Raw genomic sequence first — 18,369 nt, 5'->3', positions numbered from 1 at the left:
GCATCAACTCAACGACAAACAAGTTTGGCAATTTCGCCACGGTTGATACGGTGTTGGCCTTCGATTTGGAAAATGGGCGTCAGCGTGAAAGGATCAAGTAATGTCGTACCCCAGCCAACATTATCGCTGCGGATGAATAGTATTCTTCCAGCGACATATCCAAGACGCCAAGTTTATTCTCGGTAAATCAACGTCTTTTCTACAGACCCCGAGTCTTAAATTACTCGAAACTAAAGACCACAGATGGATAAGAAAAATTCACAATTCATCCCATAAAGATCAATATTATTCGCGCTAACCGCATTGGCCTGCGACGCGCTTTTTGGCCGTCCAAAGAAAGAGCGGAACCGCCAAGCGTCTGAGGCACGGTCCGTTTGTCCGAACCGCATTCGTTGCGGACCTTGACGTTCAGCTCGTGGCGGGCGGGTCGCTGCAGCTGTTGGAATTCGAGAATGCCCAACCGGTCGAGGTCGGAATGCGGGCGGTTTTTCAAGCAGGCAACAGGTGCCCACGCATGTGAGACATCGACGCTCTTCGAGAACGGCGAAGCAAGGTACCGCACCAGCTCGATGCCTAGCTAGGGCCTGTTGGACTTGGCATCACAAGCGTGCCACCGCATTTGATAGCCGTACTCATTTTGGTGCCCGTAACACCAGTCGACTCGGTCGAGTTTGGCATCCAACTCTGACCTGCGCTCGCAAGCCCGCTTGGTCTTAGCGCTTTCCGGTTCAGTACTTCCACGGCACTCGTCATTCTCCGCGTACCATTGCGTTATCAGACGGATCGGAGCCATCTGCCCTTTGTCGGTCGCGATAACCTTGCTGGATTCCGCTAAAATCCGTTTCGTCGCCGGGTCCCAGGTCATAGTGAACGACGCTATTCCTGACGAGGCCTTGTTTCGGGCGGCAGACCGAGCGAACCACTCCACCTCCCCGGTGACCTCGCACGAGGAGATGCAGCTCACGATTTCAGTTCCCGGGCGAACGCTATAGGCTCGCTTCGGCCACCGATCGGCGAAGACACCTTTCTCGCGAACCACGTCATCAAGGCTGACGGTCTTTCCGTAGTAATGCACTTGAGGGCCGTACGCCCCGCGTATGAAGGAAATCGCCGGCCCGTTAGCCGTCGACCAGGCATTATGATACCGCTCGACGAATTGCAGCACCTGTGCTTGATAATCGGGCGCTGTGGCTGAGGCCCGATCCTGATCCGGCCCGGGTGGCGGCGACGACGGGGCCGCCGGCGCGTCCTTCTTCTCGACGTCGGATAACGGACCGATCAGCGTCGTAATCCGGAATTGCGCCATTTCGCTGGAGGTGAGATAGCGCATGTCCGCTCGGTCGATCGATAGACTGATCTGCAGCAGGTCGGAACTGACACCCATTTCGCCCAGGTATTCGATGATTTCCGCGGTCATCGCCTGTACCGCGGCGACGGCAGTGCTACTATCGAAGCCCGCATCTTCGGCGAATGACGACTGATGAACTCCAAGCGAGCCAGCTTCAGCAGACCGTCTGACGCCTCCTACGAACGCCAACGCGCAGGCAGAGGCACACTCCACCGAACGAATTTGAAGGGTGTCGGCACCCAGGGCGCGTATCGTGCGACCGAACTTCATCGCAGCCAAGACGTTACCGCACTTCGACTGGAAGGTGATGAAGCTCGGTTTCAGCTGGAGGTATTGAGAAACCAGGCGGGAGGGGTCGTCAGACTGTTCAAATTCGCCCTTGACGATCAACGCCGTCGTGTCGCCAGACAGGGACAGCCGGTCATACGTTATTTCGGCTTGAGCCTGCCCTGCAGCCAACAATACTAAACATGAAAGCCCTAACCCAACGGCTCGACGCATGGCTACACCCCCGCCACCTTTCTACTATACTTATGAGCGAAATTCTAAAGCAGAGCAAATGCATGCGATATGGCAGGAAGCTTACAACCATCTTCGCAGCAAAATATCCCATTAGGCAATCGCAAGGCCCGGGAGTTAATGCTTTAGTCGGGCGTAAGCGTAATCGGAGCGCGGCGCTCTCCCCATCCCTCGGTTATCCAGGGTTGCTTCCAGCTTTCGAGCTGTGACGCGGGGTTCGAATCCCTGCCCCGACAATCACATTCGATACAATCAAACAAGACCTGCGGTTTTCTCATCGCGCTACCTCAGCCTGACCTCGACGCGGCACCTCTTCTCCGAGGGATGCCTGACTACCTCGCCGTCGAACTGCGCCACCGTCAGCTTGATGATTTTCGACCCGATCCCGTCGCCAACACCCGGCGGGCACCCTGCCCCCGTTTATCTTAGGCCCGATCTCCACGCTCCCGCCATCGTCGTTGGGGAAGGCGTACCTGGAGGAGTTCACAATCCCCCTGTGGGAGATCAGAGTTTATGCCATTTCAGTGAGAGGTGATCGCATGACCGCTGGACGCGAGATGCTCTGTAATGGCGCGCCGGATTTCGGTAACCGTGTCGAAGAGCCTGTTGTCCAGGTCGATGACATTGAAGCGGACAGCGATGAATTTGAGGCGGTTTTCGACAGGGACCGCGATCCCGACTTCCTGGCCGTTGAATACTACAGCTTGCTTTTGCATAACAAACCTCGGGCGCGCCACACGGGAGCACCATCTTAGAAAAGTGGAACAAAGGGTTTACGACGCGTCAGATTGCCGTCGTAGGTCGGTGTCGGATCGAGACGAGATCACGCGCTCGCTGCACGATTGCGAAGAAACGAAGTCGGATAAATAACGTCGACATCCTCCCTTCAAGCGACGTCAAACGACCGCTGAGTATCGCCGGCAAGGGCCGGCATCTCGGAACTCTTCTGTGAAAAACGTAGTCGAGAAACTTCGAGTAAGCAACTGATTTTCGTTATTATTTAGCGTTTTGAATCGTATGACAATTACCGCAGGTGCGAAGAAAAAAATGATGTACGTTCGTCCGAATCCATCGTCGAGGGCCTGCAACGGGACCGAAGCATTGGCGACGGGGGCGCACAAGAGCTGGAAGGTGTTGTCGACGCCTTCTAGGTACGATAGTGCGAATAACACCAATATGCTTGTGGGGCTAATCCAGGCATGATCGGGGCGATGTTCCGCTCCTACGTAGCCCTTCGGGACAACAGCGATAGCCGTGACGGCTTCAGAAGTAGCTGATTGCGGCATAACCGGCGATATATCCGAGAGGGAACATTGCCGCTATAATGTAGCCAGGTCGATAGTTCGACGTCATAGCAATGACGCTGGTTACTAGCCCGGCTACAATTCCAAACGCGAGGACAGCTGGAAGGGCATCCGCCGCGAACGCGCCTGGGCCATCCCCCGACCCCATGGAAACCAAATAGACAACAATCATTACGACGGTTGCCGCCATAAGCGTCCACCCCTGTCGCCAGAACGCGAGCGCGACGAAACCGACGATGTACGACAAAATAAAAAGGATAAAGAACAACATCAGGGTCGGCGAAGAGGTCTGATCAGTGAGATATAAGCCCAGCAGAACGGCAAACGCGGGCACGAGAAAGAAAAAGGTAGTCCTTGAGCACCTGGCTTTTCACTGGTCAGCTTCCAGACGCTTCAAATTGCATACACGTACCCGATGCCTCAACGGGTCCTCCGGTGAGCGCGAAGGGACGTGGAAGTAACAGTTTTTAGTGCAGCGAAGGGAGGCTGTTCCAAGCTTCCTTCGAAGGTGCACCGTAGCTCGAGCTTGGCACGTCTCCTGACGGAGCGCACGCTGTTGCCACCGCCTGTCAAACGCACCACCTCAGCCGCCCTTGACCATATGGCAGCAGATCGGAGATCAATTTCAAACGCGGGTGCTGTCGCGTATCGCGCCGGGCTTGAGCATTCCCACTTGCCGCCGCCAAGAATCCGGACAACCATTTAGTCATCGATGATGAGATGGAAGCCGGCAATGACAGATGTCCCTGAGAGTACTGCAATCAGAACGCTAACGAACGCATTGCCGACATTCGAAAATGCCTGCGAGTTTCCCATATACGTCTATGGGAAATACGAGGATGCGCATCGGATCGTCTCGGGCCCTACCCTATCGGTTGCCATCACGCACGCGCTTCCATTCCTAGCGAAGGGACTGGCTCATTCTCGTGCAGTGTACGGAGCGAGACAGATGCCGGAGTCCGGCAGGACTTACGGCTGCCTTGAAACTGAATTTCCCGATGAGGATGAACGGCCGTCCGACGGCTACGCCGAACTCGGGATTCGGGGCTCCGTGACGTTCAATGACAGGATTGAGATATTCGATGTCTTGTCAGAGTTCGATCACGCGGAGGGCATCCTTCGCTATCGGGCGCAGGAAATGGGCAATGCTCCAAATGAGTTGGCCTCAATTAAGGAAGCTGTTGACGAATACGTAAGGGCTGCCAACGAACTGATGTTATGGGACCCCAAAGCTCGTTTCGACCCCAGGCAGGAATTAAATGATCTGTTCAAAGCGCGTGACTGGACACCATTCATATCCCCGGGCGCATTTGCCGTTCCAAACGTCGACATCTCGAACGTGGAAGTGCTCTCCAAAGATATCGATGACGACTGGCTCGTGAAATTTTTCTATATCAACGGCGACGTCAGTGGGTGGGAACTTGAGTACGCAGAGCTGAGAGAGGGAAGGATGATGATTAGGCGAGACAGCTACAGCGCGCTCCGATCTGCCTCCCCTGCTTTCAGTGGCCAGCAGCTTCCGCAAGTTTATGATGCGCTACAACGCGCACTCGAACAGGTTTTCTTCGTTGGTCTCAATGACGCGCTTCTTCACGAACGGCCTGTGGAAAGCCGTTGCGAGGAAAAAAGAGCCAACGTGCGCGCAGCCTTCAGCCTCGACTAAGCCCGGAGCTGGTGCAAAGAACGTTTCCCTATCGCGACCAAGCCGCACTTGCAAAGCTCCTTGGCGCATTCGGGACCGGGACATAGACGTGCGTTGCACCTTACCAAACTGGACAATAGGCACGATCCTCGGGCGACGGACGCCCGTCCCGTTGGCGTGTTGGCAGTAGTCTCACGCGTTGGCTTTCGTCCGGGAGGCGAGCTTTGCTGTGATGAACATCGTTTCTGTTACTCTCGAACATCCCATTCAGTCGGAGGTGTCATCTCTCCTGCAGCAATCGGATACCGTCGCCGCTCGGCTTTATCGAGGTGAATATCGGCGTCCGATCGATGCGCACCGCAGGCAAGACTTCAACGCCCTACCGTAGATGGCGTTCGAGCCAGGCAGCGGCAATTTCCTAGGTACCTTCTCCTGACGGTCGATCAATAGCAGTGGGGTCCCAGTGACATTCAGGCCGGTGCCGCCTTCAATGATAATCACCTTCGCGGCGATCCCCGCCAATCTCCTGGAGCATCGTTGTGGTCGCATCCGCCAATGTCGTAACGTGATAATGCGCCGCAACGAGGCCCTTCTATGACGATGGGATCTAACGCAAAGCCATCACTTCACTCGCGCTGGTCGCCGATCGAAGGAATCCCAAGCGGCGGATTGCCAGCCTGCCAATTCCTATGCGCGGCAGGCGAGCAATAGGAGCGATGATCACCCCTGCTTTCTGAGGGCCGCAAGCAACTCCTGCGCCAGAGGTCCAGCGGAAGCCGGATTTTGGCCGGTGATGAGGCGACCATCGACGACGACATGAGGCTCCCAGTTCGCCGCAGACGAATAGATAGCGCCCTCGCCCGTCAGGGCATCTTCAAGCTCGAACGGCACGTCCTCGCGGGCGTAGTCGTATTCCTCTTTTTTCGAGAAGCTCGTCACCTTTTTGCCGCGTACGAACGGTGTCCCGTCGCCAAGATCAACGCCAAGCAACGAGCACGGTCCATGGCAGACCGCGCTGACGATCTTGTTCGTCGTCCAGGCGCGCACGATCGCACTCCTGACCTCAGGATTGCGTTGGATGTCGACCATTGGCCCCAGGCCTCCGGGAATGAGAATCGCGTCATAGTCCGCGGCGTCCACTTCGCGCAGCCGACGACTGCGGTTCAGTCGGCGGAAAGCCTTGCTCCCACGAAACTCTTTCTGCGCGGCGTCTTTCTCGTCATAGGCGTCAAACGGAGTCCATCCGCCAGCAGGTGACGCGAACTCGACGGCGACGCCCGCCTTGTCGAGGACGTCGAACGGATGTGCAACCTCCGCGAAGAAGAAACCGGTGGGACGATTGTGCGGACCGATCACTGCTGCATTTGTGACGATGAATAGGACGTGCTTTGTCATTTGCTTCTCCGTTTGTTAATACTCGGGCATGCGGGAATCTTGCTCGTTGGCGACGCCACCCGCGTGCTTGAAGTGTCAGGGCCGGCTCGGCGGAGCGGCGTCTAAAGTTTGGCCAATTCACGATCCAGGAAGCCGCGAATTAGCGGCACCATTTCATCCAACTTGTCTTCGAGCGCGAAGTGTCCGGTATCGAGCAAGTGGATTTCGGCCTTTGGCAGATCCCGAAGGTAGGCACGCGCTCCTTCCTCAGAGAAGACCTTATCGTTCTTTCCCCAGACAATGAGCGTCGGCGGCTGACGGTCGCGGAAGTATTTCTGGAATGCAGGATAGAGCGGCACATTGGTACGGTGGTCATAGAAGAGATCCATTTGGATATCTTTGTTACCGGGCCGATCCAGGAGCGCTTGGTCCTGGACCCAGTTGTCAGGACTTATGCGGCTAACGTCCGACACTCCGTCGGTATATAGGAACTTGGTCGCCTCGAGGGTCACCAGGCCAGACAGCGCGTCCCGGTGTGTGCTTGATCCGTCCGCCCAATAGGCCTTGATCGGCTCCCAGAGTTCTCGCAGACCCTCATCGTATGCGTTTCCATTTTGGATAATCAACGCGGTGACACGATCGGGGTGCTTCAGTGCAAGCCTGTAACCGACAGGTGCGCCGTAATCCATCACGTACATCGCGTAGCTCTGGGCACCGATACCGGACACCAGCTCGTCAACGATGTCTGCATACGCCCCAAAGCCGTATTTGAAATCCTGGTGATCCGGAGCGTCGGATTGCCCAAAACCGGGAAAATCGGGGGCGATAACGTGGTATCGATCCGCTAGTTGAGGAATGAGATTTCGGAACATGTGGGAAGAGGTTGGGAACCCGTGAAGCAAGAGCACGACGGGAGCGTCCGCCGGTCCAGCCTCCCGATAGAAGACGTTCAAGCCCTGGATCTTGGCTGACCGGTAGTGCACGGTGACGACCGGAGCGTGCATCTCTGGGGCGGTCTGCGCACCGGCATTCGCAGTCCGCGCAATAGGTGCCGCGGAGACGATAGCTAGCAGCAAGGCTAAGACAAAACGGCGCATGCACGTTCTCCCTTCTTACGATCGGACAGTGCTCATTTCGTTGCTGGATATTGCCTGACCGCAGAACCCCGAACGAGTTAATCGTCGTAAATCCCAGGGAAACGAGCATCGCGGTTGACCTAGGGCGTAACATCGCTGGCGCTGGATGGAGCGTTGGTCCGGCGAAGACGCCCAGGCGCAGCAACTGGACTGCGACAGTCAAAGCGCAGTTACAGCGACGTTGAGCTAGCCAAGTAACAGGGCGGGCTAAAAACGGGTGTTGAACACCGTCAAATCGTGAGAATGTTGCTATCCCCACTCGCGCGCAGCCGCCGCGTTTCACGCATGTTTACATCATTTCACCTGCGTTGCGGCCACTTCTGTCGTATTGCTCGATTAAGTCGAAAGCCCGCGATGGCGGAACGTGCCGCCAAGCAACGGCCGGGAGACGCGAATGCCATCCGTTCTGACCGATTTGTGGATACAGTTCGCTATACTGTTCGGAGCCAGAGCAGCCGCCCATATAGTGTCTCCTGCTTCTGGAACCCGTCGATTGATCATCGACTGCGTGTTTTTCTTGGCACTGACTGCCTTACTGCTTTGGAACGGCATACCGCCCTACTCTGTGGAAGACCTGGGGTCTGCGGTAACGTTGCGCTTCGTGCACGGGAGCCTCAAGACCATATGGTGGCTGGCGGGTGCAATGGTTTTAGCGAATTGCGCGCGCGTCTTTCTAATTCTTGAACACAAGCCGCGCGAAGGCAGACTTCTTCAAGATCTCGTCGTAGCAATTATCTACGTAAGCGCAGCGTTATGCATCATAGCCTATGTGTTCAGCCTGCCGGTCGGAACAATAATTGCGACATCCGGCGTCTTCGCCATCGTACTCGGCCTTGCCCTTCAAAGCACTTTAAACGACGTGTTCTCGGGCATCGCGCTCAACCTCAACAGGCTCCTTTCTGTGGGGGACTGGGTCGTTCTGGACGATGACGTTCAGGGCAAGGTCGTGGAGACCAATTGGCGGTCCACACAGTTTCTCAACAAAACTGGCGACCTCGTTGTTGTCCCCAACAGCATCTTAGCGAAGAGCCGCATAACAAATCTGAGTGTGCCAGACATCTCACATGGAGCCAGCCTGACTGTTAAGATGCAAGCGAGTGTGCCACCCAAAGCCATCGAAGACACGATGCATCAGGTGCTGCTTGGTAGCAGGGAGATATTGAGATCGCCAAGCCCATCGGTCTCGATAACGGGTATGAGTCGAGACTGCATCGAGGTGGAACTTTCATTCCGTGTACCCACCTTGTTATCTGTTGCGAAGGCGAGGAACGAAATATTCGACCTGATTTATCGCCACACCCTCGCTGCCAGCTTGCCACTTGCTTCAGATCCTCCCGCGAAAAAAACGGCGGCGGGTGCTGGAAAACCTGATTTCGTTAAGAGCCTCATCAGCTTGGCACCGATTTTCGCCAATCTCACGAACGACGAAGCGAACGCACTGGCCTCTTCCGCCGAGCGCGTGTTGATGAAGCAAGGAGCGGTAATCGCCAGGAAGGACTCGACGACTAGCGCACTTATGATGTTGGCACGTGGCGTCGCGATTGTCGAAGACGGTGTTGATGACGGAAGGATTGAGTTCGCAAGGCTCTCGCCCGGAGACGTTCTTGGAGAAAGAGGCGTTTTGCTGGGTAGTAAGGAAGTGGCCGATACCAAATGCCTTACGGATGTGACGCTATATCAGATAAGCAAAGGCAAGATTGCAGAGATACTTAGAGAACGCCCCGCCATCGCTGAGGACCTCGCAGCTTTGCTGCTTACGCGCACAAAGGCGGAGGACGCGCTTCACCAAGCCAGCAGTGACCGCGCTTCCACGACAGCCCCCGACCTGAGGATGCGGATCCTTAGGCTCTTCCATCTCTAGGAATTCCCGTGCTTTAGCAGGATTTAACGAGATGCGTGACCTCGTGTGTTCTAGCGTGGATGTCGTGGGAGAGCATCCCACGCAAAAATAACGATCGACGGCCAATGCTGCCACTTTCCCAATAGGCGGCCTCTCATCGACGCCGCCCGGATGCAACGGGAAAGTCAAACAATCGATCGAGTTTTCACGCCGAAAATCGGCAAAAAGGAGACTTCAGATGATGACGATTTTGTCGACCGCAGCACTTCTGCTTTCAAGTTTGGCGTTATCGACCGCGGCCTGGTCCGCGGATGGGGCTGCAAAAACAGTCGTACTTGTCCACGGCGCTTTCGCCGACGGGACATCGTGGCAAAAGGTAATTCCGCGCCTGGAGAAGGCTGGCCTCAAAGTAATAGCCGTACAAAATTCTCTGGACTCGCTTGAAAACGATGTCATCGCTACCAAGCGCGCGATCAAGAACGCCGAAGGCCCTGTAGTTCTCGTCGGCCACTCGTGGGCAGGCGTTGTCATAACGGAAGCTGGAACTGATCCGAAGGTGAAGTCTCTAGTCTATGTGGCGGCCTACGCGCCCGATAAAGGGCAGTCGTTAGAGGACGTTACGTCAAAATATCCCCAGCTGGAAAGCCGCAAGGAATACGTGAAGGACGACGACGGCTTCTTGAGGATCAGCGACCAAGGCATCAAGAAGTACTTCGCAGCTGATCTCGACCCTGAATCTAAAGCGGTTGTAGCTGCAACGCAGGGTCCGTTCCACGTCAGATGCCTTAGCGCAAAGGTCTCGGAAGCGGCGTGGCGCGAGAAACCGACTTTCATGGTGGTGGCAACCAAAGACCAGATCATCCCGCCACAGCTCGAGAAGGATCAGGCTAAGGCGGCCAACGCCAAGGCGATCGAAATACCTTCAAGCCATGTCGCGATGCTATCGCATGCCGAGGAAGTATCGGATCTGATAATTCAGGCGGCAAAGTAAAGTGGATGGGAGAAGGCGCGATGACGAGCTATTACGAAATGACCTACCGCCGGCTCGCCGTCGAAGACACGGAGATCTTCTATCGCGAGACGCATCCGAAAGATGCGGCATCGACTTCTCCTCCCATTTTGCTACTGCACGGGTTTCCTTCAACGTCGCATCAATACAGAGCACTTATGGAGCGACTTGGAGGAAGCTTCCGCATGATCGCTCCCGATTATCCCGGGTTCGGTCAAAGTACCGCTCCTGTCAGCAAGAAGGAGGGAGGAACATTTGAATATTCATTCGACAACCTTTCACGTGCCATCGAGGCCTTTATAGATACCCTTGGCCTAACCAGGGTGATCCTTTACATTTTCGACTTTGGTGCCCCAGTGGGGATGAGGATCGCAACCAGAAGGCCGGAACTCATAGCCGGCCTGATCATTCAAAACGGAAACTGTTACGACGCCGGATTGTCGGAGGCAGCAAAGAGGCTAATGTCGGCTCGACCAGAGGATCCCGCAGTCACCGCCGAACTATCAGGGCTGCTCACAGCAGAGGGAGTTCGCTTCCAGTACCTCACGGGAACATCGCGGCCGGAACGTATAATGCCGGACAATTACGATCTCGACTTGCACTACATCGAGCAGCCGGGTCGCAAGCAGTCACAACTTGACCTGCTTCTCGACTACAAGAGCAACCTGCCCCTTTACCCGCAATGGCAGGAATGGCTGAGAGCCAACGTGCCGCCCGCACTGATCGTCTGGGGTAAGAACGACCCCTTCTTCACACCGGCAGGAGCACAGGCATACCTGGACGATCTCCCCAATGCTCACCTACAATTTCTCGAGACTGGACACTTCGCGCTCGAGGAATGCCTCCCTCAGGTCGCGTCCCTGATCGGCCAATTTTTGGCTGGCTTCAACGCTCGCCCCCAGACGTGAAGCGTAGCGTGCGAAAAACTCGGACAATTTCGAGTTTTGCGAGGTTGCGCGATCATCGATGAGTACTTCAACGATGGAGAAATTACATGCTAATGTTTCCTACGTTCGCCTTTGCCGCCCTCGCCCTCGGCATCTGTGGATAGCGGTTCGCATCCGTTTGTCTCCGAGACCGCCAAGACGGACTCGACCCTGGTTCTGGCCACCGCGACCAGCGAAGATTCAAACCAAAGCGGAAGTGACGCTGCCGTCAGTTCGATGCCAAGAAATGCGTTTCCATCCTCGCGGAACGCCCAGAGGAGAGCACTGCGCAGGTCAGCCGACCGGGTAACCAAACCGATACCTCGGCTCAATTATGTTCTTTCTAATATTGGGGTAGCATCATGTCCGTCGCCACCTCCTCCCGAGGCGACCGAGGACCAAGGCTTGCTGGTCTCCCCTCCCACCGCCGCCTGCGATACGGTCCAAGAGAGCCGCCCCCCGCCGGGGCGGCTCGCATTTCTAGTTCATCGCAACGGATCCAGCCACCTCTCTCGAGGAGCTACCGCTCGAGACGCGTTGCCTCGAACAGGAACCACAGCCTGCCTTCCGCCTCGTCGATCCAGTTCTCGGTGAGGCTCGTTGTCGCATGGTCATCATGTGAAGAGGTCAGCTCATGTAGCTGACGTAAGATACCGACAAGCTGCTTGTTGTCGTCACGAAGCTCGGACAACATGTCTCTTGGCGTCACGAAATCCGCGTCGTTATCGAGGATCCTTTGAAGTCGCGAGATATGACCTATCGATTTCAGCGTCGGCCCGCCAACCTTTCGAGCACGCTCGGCGATATCATCCGTCATCGCGAAAATCTGGGCTCCTTGCTCATCAAGCATCAAGTGATAGTCGCGAAAATGCGGTCCGGACACGTGCCAATGAAAGTTCTTGGTCTTGAGGTAGAGTGCGAAAACGTCCGCCAACAGAGCCGTGAGCGCTGCCGCGATATCACGGGTTGCGTCCTCCCCCAGGTCCGTCGGCGTTGAAAGCGGAAGGCTTCGGTGTTGATGCGCTACTTTTCTGTCCATGGCGTTATCCTTTGATGGGGAGGAAGCTCAAGAGAGCCAGCGCAAGTTTACCCGCTGGAACGCCCGCAGAGAAACTTTCGATGGTTTAAATAATACACTATACTCGAGTGCAACGAGAGGCTTGCAGGCCTTATACCGGGGTATAGTCGTGGCTTGGCCCAACCGCGCGGACGCGCAGTAACGATGACCTCATGCAGCCGGCCCTGATTGAAACGACATCGGATCAGCTGGTTTGGCGTTCTATCGGGACAATGCCGCATTCAGGCAAAGATCGGCATCACGAGGCTCCGAGCGTCGGTTGTTCGCTCCCGGGTGTCCTTGAAGGCGCTGTCGTCCGCGTTCGCAAGAGTTTGGGACCGTTCGAAGGAAAGGTGCAGCGAGACGTCCTTTACCAACTCTGCCAAGGTCCTCGCCTGCATTTTTTTCATCAATTTTGCACGATGCACTTTCACGGTGATTTCGGTGATTCCAAGGAGGGCGGCGATCTGCTTGTTCAACAGTCCGTCGACAACGCCCTCCAAGACCTCGCGCTCTCGTGACGTCAAGGAGTGAAAACGCCGGTCAATCGCAGCCTTGGAACGATTGATGCTGGCACGCTGCCTATACGCCAGATCAGCGGCGCAAACGGCGTCGAGGACTTCCTGCTCCCGGAAAGGTTTCTGGATAAAGTCGAATGCGCCGGCCTTCATCGCGCGCACGCTCATGTTCACGTCTGCGAAGCCGGTCATGAACACGATCTGGGACTGCGAGCCTCGATGCGACAGGCGCTGCTGAAGATCAAGGCCGCTCATCCCCTGCAGCTTTACGTCCAGCAAAATACAGCTGGGTTCGACGGTAAGTGGAGATGAGAGAAACTCGGAGGCTCCGACGAAAGTCACGACCGGAAACCCAACGTTCTCGATCAGGCTCGATACCAGCATGCGAGTGTCCGGATCATCCTCGATGACTGCAACGCACCCCAGATTATGAAGATCGTCATCCCGAGTGGAACTCGTTGCTCGCCTTGATGTAGAAATCATCATTGACTTTTCCTCTCGCGTTTCGACACGTTAACTTTACGCGTGTTTCCCCATGACAAACCGTTGAAGTCGGTGAAATGGTGTCAAACGGCGCGAAAGCCGAGGGAAACCCACTCCTCTCACTATTGCCCGCCGTAGCCCCTCCCACCACGGCCGTATGCCCTGATGAAGGCTTGCACCGTCAATGCAAGATCAGCAACGGCCTGGTCCAATTCGTCGCCGGACTTTGGGAACGGCATGGGTAGATCCCCCAATGTCCAAGTCCTGAGCTGCATCTCGAGAACCGATGACATGGCTTCGTAGTAGTCGGCTCGCTGTGTATCGACCTGAGGATCGTGGTCCCCGAGAGTTTCGAAGACTGCAGACGCTCCGCATACATTTCTCAGCGCCAGGAGAACACTATTCAGAGCATCTGAGCTGGCTATGGCACCGTTGCCGAGACTTAGTCCCATCGCCGCAACCTCAGCCCTGGAGCTGCCGACACCCGCGTCCGCCTGTGCCTTCGCAATCTCCGCCGAATGCGGCCCGTGGCGCGACCTTCGCACGCTGGACGCAAATGACAGGTTTGCGGATACGGCTGTCCGGAGAGTATCGGAAATCGCGACACGATCGTTGGTTGGGAATATCAATATGCTCGCAACCACACCGAAGAGAGCACCAAGACTCTCGTTCACCGCTCTTAAAAAGATCAGATCGTCTGCGGGTCTGATGAGGTCAGAGAGCAACATGAACATCGGCGTCAGGAAGATCGTGAATAGCGCGTAATTCACCGTGCGTAAGGCAATGACCGCGGCCGCGAGCGGAACGATCGCTAGAGCCATCGCAACGTCGCCAGGGCTGTTCATGAGCAACCCCGCGGCGACCAACCCGCCGAGGAGAGTGCCTGTTGCTCGCTCCAACACCCGGGCCCAGGTGTTCCCCAAAGCCGGCTGCATCACGACCAAAGTCGCAATCGTTCCCCAGTATGACAAGGTAACTCCAAGCCACCCCTCCACGAGATGGCAAGCAGTCACAGCTGTGGCCACCCGCAACGCTTGATGCCACACAACAGACGGCATCGCAGGCCTCTCGAAGATCGTCGCTAATAGGCCGGTGGATAAAACATCTTGCCGTTGTTCCGGGCTTGTTGTTCCGCCCAGAGACATCAGTGCGATGGCCGCGCCCTCTATGCACCTGCCGAAAGCCCTGTTTTGGTCTTCGGCCGCGCGGTGGAGAGACCTTGCGTCTTCGTTGATTCGAGCCGAGGTCATGGCTCCTGAGTCCAAGCAATCGATCACTTCCCGCAACAGCTCGTCTAAATCGCGAAGTAATGTGACATTATCTTCGCTGAACACCCCGCCTGACCTGCGTAGGTGCCCGAGAGCGATCAGATTACCCAGTAACCTCGAGGCTACGTCAACCGCGTGACCGTGCGGCTTGCTCCCCAAAAGACGTCGCGCAACGATTTGGCGACCTCGCTCAATAGCGATCCTCACGGCCCTACGGGTCAGCGTCTCATATTGCAGCCAGGCCGCGCTGTCGGCAACTGGAGATCGGTCGAGATCGATCAGCGCGCTCAGCATCGTCCGCAACCGGCTGTAGATCGTCACGAGCAACAATCTGCCCGGGGCATTGGTGTGGTTCGGCCATATCAAGGTCGATATGAGGATTGTCGTCGTCGATCCGAGCAGGAAGCAACCTCCAAGTTGGAGCGCTCCCTCGAATGGACGCGGTGTCGACACACCGATCACAACTGCAATTGCGGAGATGAAGCTACTTTGGGCGGGTCCGGGTCCGAACGCGGGCGCGTAGGATCGACCTAGACAGCACAATGCGACGAGAGTGAAGAGCGTTGCGGTAGCAGCCACGGTGCCGAAGTGAGCACCGAAGGATGAGAGGGCAAACACGATCGCGCCTAGGATCGCAAATTTCGCCATGACACGGAAGCGAGACCGGGCTCCGCCGAACGGGTCGCAAAGGGAGGTCCAAAATGCGGCGACAACGCTGAATGCCAAGTCTGGTATATCAAGGCAGATTGCACCGGCTAGCAAAAAAGCGATCGAAATTGCCGCTCGAACCCCATCGAGAATGTCCAACTGTTCAGGGACGACAGCATAGACCTGTCCTTCAGACCACAAGGTCCGTCGCGAAACAAATGACACGAGCCTCGAAGTTAGGCGCATTTGTTGTGTGCTCTTCCGGTAGAGGTGGCGGCCCATCGGCACCACAGCTGAGGCAGGTGATCCGGCGGCAGCGAATGGCCCTTGGCGCATACGCTAGCGGCTGCTTCGAGCGCCCGCGAGTTGAGCCTGGTTATTTCGCGGGAAATCACGTTCAGCTTGCGAGCGCCGTGTCTAGGCGCTGTCGTAGAAGCGAGTTGGCTGTTCGTAGGTCGGCGGTTTCGGAACCGTCCTGAAAACTTCGGACGATTTCCGCAAGCTTGCTGAAGCCTTCTTCCGTCGTATTAAGACCCATCGATCTGTCGGCCTTTATGCGGGCGAGGTGCAATCGAAGCTCCCACCCTAGCGCCGACGTTCTGCGCGCAATTGCGGTACCATCGTTTAAAAGACGATGTACCACATTGAAGTTCGAGTGTGGCGACGAAAGGAGGATCATGGCCTTCGTTCGTAAAAGCTCCGGCAGAAGGTAGGTCCCACCAGCGCGTTCGCACAGACCCAATGCTGTATCGATGGCCGAAACCGCTTCGGTATGCTCGCCAGCGACGGCAAGTCCCTCTGCAAGGGCACGAAGGGTTCCGAATATCAAACTCTGAAAGCCGATCGAACTCACCGATCGTAATTTCCCGCGCAACAAATCTATGCTTTGTTCCGCTTCGCCACGAAGGACCAGAAGCTGGCCGCGCACCGCCATGCCAGCTTCACGGTATCCGGACAGATTGCCATTTGTCGCCGTTAGTTCAGCCAGTTCATCGGTCAGGATATCCGCTCGATCTAGCTCGCCGCTGTCCAGAAAAACGGTTATGCCCATTAGCAGGCTCAAACATAAAGCGGCTGGTTGGCTTCTTGCCTCCTCGATGGCACTCTCGGCCATCTGCAACGCTGTTTCCGGCGAGCCTCGGAGCCACGTGACGCGCGCTTGGGCGATCTTCGCTAGCGCAAGGTGGGCCTGCTCGAAGTACCCCAATCTCGACGGAGAAAATCCGGTGGCTCGCGCGAGACTATAATCGTAAGTGGCCGCAGCCTCCAATTGCTCTCCGAGCATGTGGTACATTGTTCCCAGCATCCAGCCCGCCACAAAATTGTCATTCGAGCTACTGCGGTGATCGACCTTGTTCGCGTAAGCTTCTGCAACGTTGAGGCCCGAACGGAAATCGCCCTGCTTCAGATGATACAGTCCCAATCCCGCCAATAGGTGAGATTCTATGCGATGGTTTTTGAGGCGACGGCTGAGCGGCAGTCCGACATCGAATAAGTTCGCGACCCCCGCATCGCCGCCATGCCCAAAGAGCGTTGCGATCGTGAGACTCTCCAAAAGCTTGAGGTGCAGTTCCGTGTTTTGATGTTTGGGCGGCAAAAGCTCTAACGCGCGTTGGCACCATCTTCTACACTCATCGAACTGCATCAAATCTTGGAAGGTTTCGAGCAGGAGACAACATGTCTCAACTCCGATCTCGGCGTCTCCGCCTTCAGAGAACGCCCACTCAACCGCAGTGCGCACGTTTCCAATGTCGAAATCGTGCAGCGAGGTGTTTTTGCCCGATCTGCCCTCGCGGGCGCGCATTCTTCTTAGGTAAAAAAGGGCATGTCTTCGTTGAGTTTCGTGCCGCCCGGGTTCGCGCGTCAGCCTGAAGGCCGCGTATGTTCTGACGATCTCCCGGAGTTTCAACGCGCCGGTTGTCTCATTCACCCCTCCCGACGACACCATGGATTTGTCGACCAACTCACTTATCGCCATCGAAACATCGGCGTCACTTATGCCGGATCCAGCAACGACATCCGTCGCCGCATCTATCGTGAATTCGCTGGCGAACACAGATAGCCTGTTCAAGACCGTTTGGGTGTTCTTCGACAGAAGAACGTAGCTCCAGTCGAGCAGTGATTGAACAGTTTGGTGCCGTGGCGCCGCGTCCCTGTCGCCGCGCCACCGGAGCGATAACTGATTATCCAGCAGCTCCAATACTCCGTCCAATCCATACATGCCAACGCGGCTGGCCACCAATTCTATCGCGAGGGGATTCCCGTCCAACCGCCGGCAGATAGCAGCGACTATGGCGGCCTCCTCGTCAGCGAGGGCACCTTTGTGGCCACCGTCAACGGCTCGGCTCATGAAAAGCGCAACCGATGGCCATGCCAGAGCGTGGTTCGCAGTCATCCGTCCCGTATTGGGGGGGGTTCCCAAGGGCCGCAAGAGATACACCGCCTCCCCCGTGACCCGTAGTGCCTCGATGCTTGTCGCAAGCACATGCGTAGAAAGTGAATGTTTCAGGACGAACGAAACCGCATCGGCAACCCCATTGATGACATGCTCACAGTTGTCGACGATCAACAGGCTCCGCCTTTTAGAAAGCCATGTAACCGCGTCACGAAGCGGATCGCTGCTTCGGACACTTGAATTGACCGATGATGCGACGGCGGCCGCGACTAGAGCGTCATCCGTGACAACACTGAGATCCACGAACCTGATCTCATCGAAGTTCCGGAGGCTACGCTGTAAGGCTGTGACAAGAGTGGTTTTACCAACCCCACCTGGTCCCACCACCGTGATTAACCGGCGCTCTTGGACGGCACGCTCCAGTTCTTCAAGATTGGAAGCCCGACCCAAAAACTTGTCCGAGCGAGACGCGATCGGAACCTTGATCTCGCGTTGGACGGGATCGTCGAAAACTGCTTCGTGGGAGATGCTGTGGGAATGCGCAGAGGATACGTCCTGTTGCGTTTTGACAGGCATCACGAAGCTGTAGCCCCTGCCCGCGATGCTGGCAATATATCGGTCGCCGTTGACGCCGCAACCCAACTTACGGCGAAGGTGGGCCATCTGAACACGTATATTGGAGTCCTCAACACTCAGGCCGGACCAAGCGCAAGCCATCAGTTCGCGTCTCGAAAGGATCTCACCTTGTTTATTAACGAGTGCTACCAACATATCAAAAGCACGGCTGCCGATCGGCAGCTCACGCCCGTCCCGCATGAGTTTCCGCGAGACCGGATTAAGGCTGAAAGGGCCAAATTTGAAAACAGCGTTCACGTCACGCACCCCCGTTGGTGACCGCAACT

Annotated in this window: 13 protein-coding genes; 4 read left to right on the top strand and 9 right to left on the bottom strand. The window is 56.3% G+C overall.

The features are described 5' to 3' along the window. Window positions 1-577: 577 nt before the first annotated feature. From PO860_RS08095 to PO860_RS08085, 3 genes are all read right to left on the bottom strand, one after another. Entirely contained in the window at window positions 578-1,849 is a 1,272-nt protein-coding gene (locus tag PO860_RS08095; RefSeq protein ID WP_273885048.1) for a COG3904 family protein, read from the bottom strand. Window positions 1,850-2,388: 539 nt separating this feature from the next. Continuing rightward, window positions 2,389-2,583, bottom strand: a complete 195-nt coding sequence (locus PO860_RS08090) for a hypothetical protein (protein WP_272782663.1) — start codon at window positions 2,581-2,583, stop codon at window positions 2,389-2,391. A gap of 547 nt (window positions 2,584-3,130) precedes the next feature. Beyond that, window positions 3,131-3,442, bottom strand: coding sequence for a hypothetical protein (locus PO860_RS08085; protein WP_275035376.1), 312 nt, complete (start codon window positions 3,440-3,442; stop codon window positions 3,131-3,133). 678 nt (window positions 3,443-4,120) lie between these two features. Between PO860_RS08085 and PO860_RS08080 the strand changes: the two genes are divergently transcribed. Continuing rightward, window positions 4,121-4,834, top strand: a complete 714-nt coding sequence (locus tag PO860_RS08080; protein WP_272782664.1) for a hypothetical protein — start codon at window positions 4,121-4,123, stop codon at window positions 4,832-4,834. Between the two features lie 699 nt (window positions 4,835-5,533). Here PO860_RS08080 and PO860_RS08075 read toward each other — a convergent pair. Then, window positions 5,534-6,208: a type 1 glutamine amidotransferase domain-containing protein gene (locus PO860_RS08075; protein ID WP_272782665.1), complete on the bottom strand. Its 675-nt coding sequence runs from the start codon at window positions 6,206-6,208 to the stop codon at window positions 5,534-5,536. A gap of 101 nt (window positions 6,209-6,309) precedes the next feature. Continuing rightward, window positions 6,310-7,284, bottom strand: coding sequence for an alpha/beta fold hydrolase (locus tag PO860_RS08070; protein ID WP_272782666.1), 975 nt, complete (start codon window positions 7,282-7,284; stop codon window positions 6,310-6,312). A 433-nt stretch (window positions 7,285-7,717) separates the two neighbouring features. Between PO860_RS08070 and PO860_RS08065 the strand changes: the two genes are divergently transcribed. The 3 genes from PO860_RS08065 (at window position 7,718) to PO860_RS08055 (ending at window position 11,080) form a co-directional block, all read left to right on the top strand. Further along, a complete protein-coding gene (locus PO860_RS08065; RefSeq protein WP_272782667.1) occupies window positions 7,718-9,184 on the top strand; it encodes a mechanosensitive ion channel family protein in 1,467 nt (488 codons plus the stop codon). A 217-nt stretch (window positions 9,185-9,401) separates the two neighbouring features. After that, window positions 9,402-10,154, top strand: a complete 753-nt coding sequence (locus PO860_RS08060) for an alpha/beta fold hydrolase (RefSeq protein ID WP_022715094.1) — start codon at window positions 9,402-9,404, stop codon at window positions 10,152-10,154. A gap of 20 nt (window positions 10,155-10,174) precedes the next feature. Further along, the gene (locus PO860_RS08055) at window positions 10,175-11,080 is read left to right on the top strand and encodes an alpha/beta fold hydrolase (RefSeq protein WP_245438659.1); all 906 of its coding nucleotides are present in this window, start codon (window positions 10,175-10,177) and stop codon (window positions 11,078-11,080) included. A gap of 538 nt (window positions 11,081-11,618) precedes the next feature. On the opposite strand, the gene PO860_RS08050 is transcribed toward PO860_RS08055, so the two are convergent. From PO860_RS08050 to PO860_RS08035, 4 genes are all read right to left on the bottom strand, one after another. Next, entirely contained in the window at window positions 11,619-12,137 is a 519-nt protein-coding gene (locus PO860_RS08050; RefSeq protein ID WP_126828458.1) for a Dps family protein, read from the bottom strand. 260 nt (window positions 12,138-12,397) lie between these two features. Further along, entirely contained in the window at window positions 12,398-13,159 is a 762-nt protein-coding gene (locus PO860_RS08045) for a response regulator transcription factor (protein ID WP_272782668.1), read from the bottom strand. Between the two features lie 119 nt (window positions 13,160-13,278). Beyond that, a complete protein-coding gene (locus PO860_RS08040) occupies window positions 13,279-15,231 on the bottom strand; it encodes an FUSC family protein (RefSeq protein ID WP_275035375.1) in 1,953 nt (650 codons plus the stop codon). Between the two features lie 238 nt (window positions 15,232-15,469). Further along, complete coding sequence (locus tag PO860_RS08035) at window positions 15,470-18,340, bottom strand: ATP-binding protein (RefSeq protein WP_273885053.1); 2,871 nt, start codon at window positions 18,338-18,340, stop codon at window positions 15,470-15,472. Window positions 18,341-18,369 lie beyond the last annotated feature (29 nt).

The organism is Rhizobium binxianense (assembly GCF_028994275.1).
GTDB lineage: Bacteria > Pseudomonadota > Alphaproteobacteria > Rhizobiales > Rhizobiaceae > Rhizobium > Rhizobium binxianense.
The sequence above is the reverse complement of the archived record's forward strand: the minus strand, read 5'-3'. Positions and strand labels throughout refer to the sequence as shown.

Excerpts from the sequence above, each read along its gene's own strand:
- PO860_RS08055 (WP_245438659.1), top strand. The coding sequence starts at position 10,175 with ATGACGAGCTATTACGAAATGACCTACCGCCGGCTCGCCGTCGAAGAC.
- PO860_RS08090 (WP_272782663.1), bottom strand. The coding sequence starts at position 2,583 with ATGCAAAAGCAAGCTGTAGTATTCAACGGCCAGGAAGTCGGGATCGCG.
- PO860_RS08085 (WP_275035376.1), bottom strand. The coding sequence starts at position 3,442 with ATGTTGTTCTTTATCCTTTTTATTTTGTCGTACATCGTCGGTTTCGTC.
- PO860_RS08075 (WP_272782665.1), bottom strand. The coding sequence starts at position 6,208 with ATGACAAAGCACGTCCTATTCATCGTCACAAATGCAGCAGTGATCGGT.
- PO860_RS08045 (WP_272782668.1), bottom strand. The coding sequence starts at position 13,159 with ATGATGATTTCTACATCAAGGCGAGCAACGAGTTCCACTCGGGATGAC.
- PO860_RS08060 (WP_022715094.1), top strand. The coding sequence starts at position 9,402 with ATGATGACGATTTTGTCGACCGCAGCACTTCTGCTTTCAAGTTTGGCG.
- PO860_RS08095 (WP_273885048.1), bottom strand. The coding sequence starts at position 1,849 with ATGCGTCGAGCCGTTGGGTTAGGGCTTTCATGTTTAGTATTGTTGGCT.
- PO860_RS08080 (WP_272782664.1), top strand. The coding sequence starts at position 4,121 with ATGCCGGAGTCCGGCAGGACTTACGGCTGCCTTGAAACTGAATTTCCC.
- PO860_RS08070 (WP_272782666.1), bottom strand. The coding sequence starts at position 7,284 with ATGCGCCGTTTTGTCTTAGCCTTGCTGCTAGCTATCGTCTCCGCGGCA.
- PO860_RS08050 (WP_126828458.1), bottom strand. The coding sequence starts at position 12,137 with ATGGACAGAAAAGTAGCGCATCAACACCGAAGCCTTCCGCTTTCAACG.
- PO860_RS08065 (WP_272782667.1), top strand. The coding sequence starts at position 7,718 with ATGCCATCCGTTCTGACCGATTTGTGGATACAGTTCGCTATACTGTTC.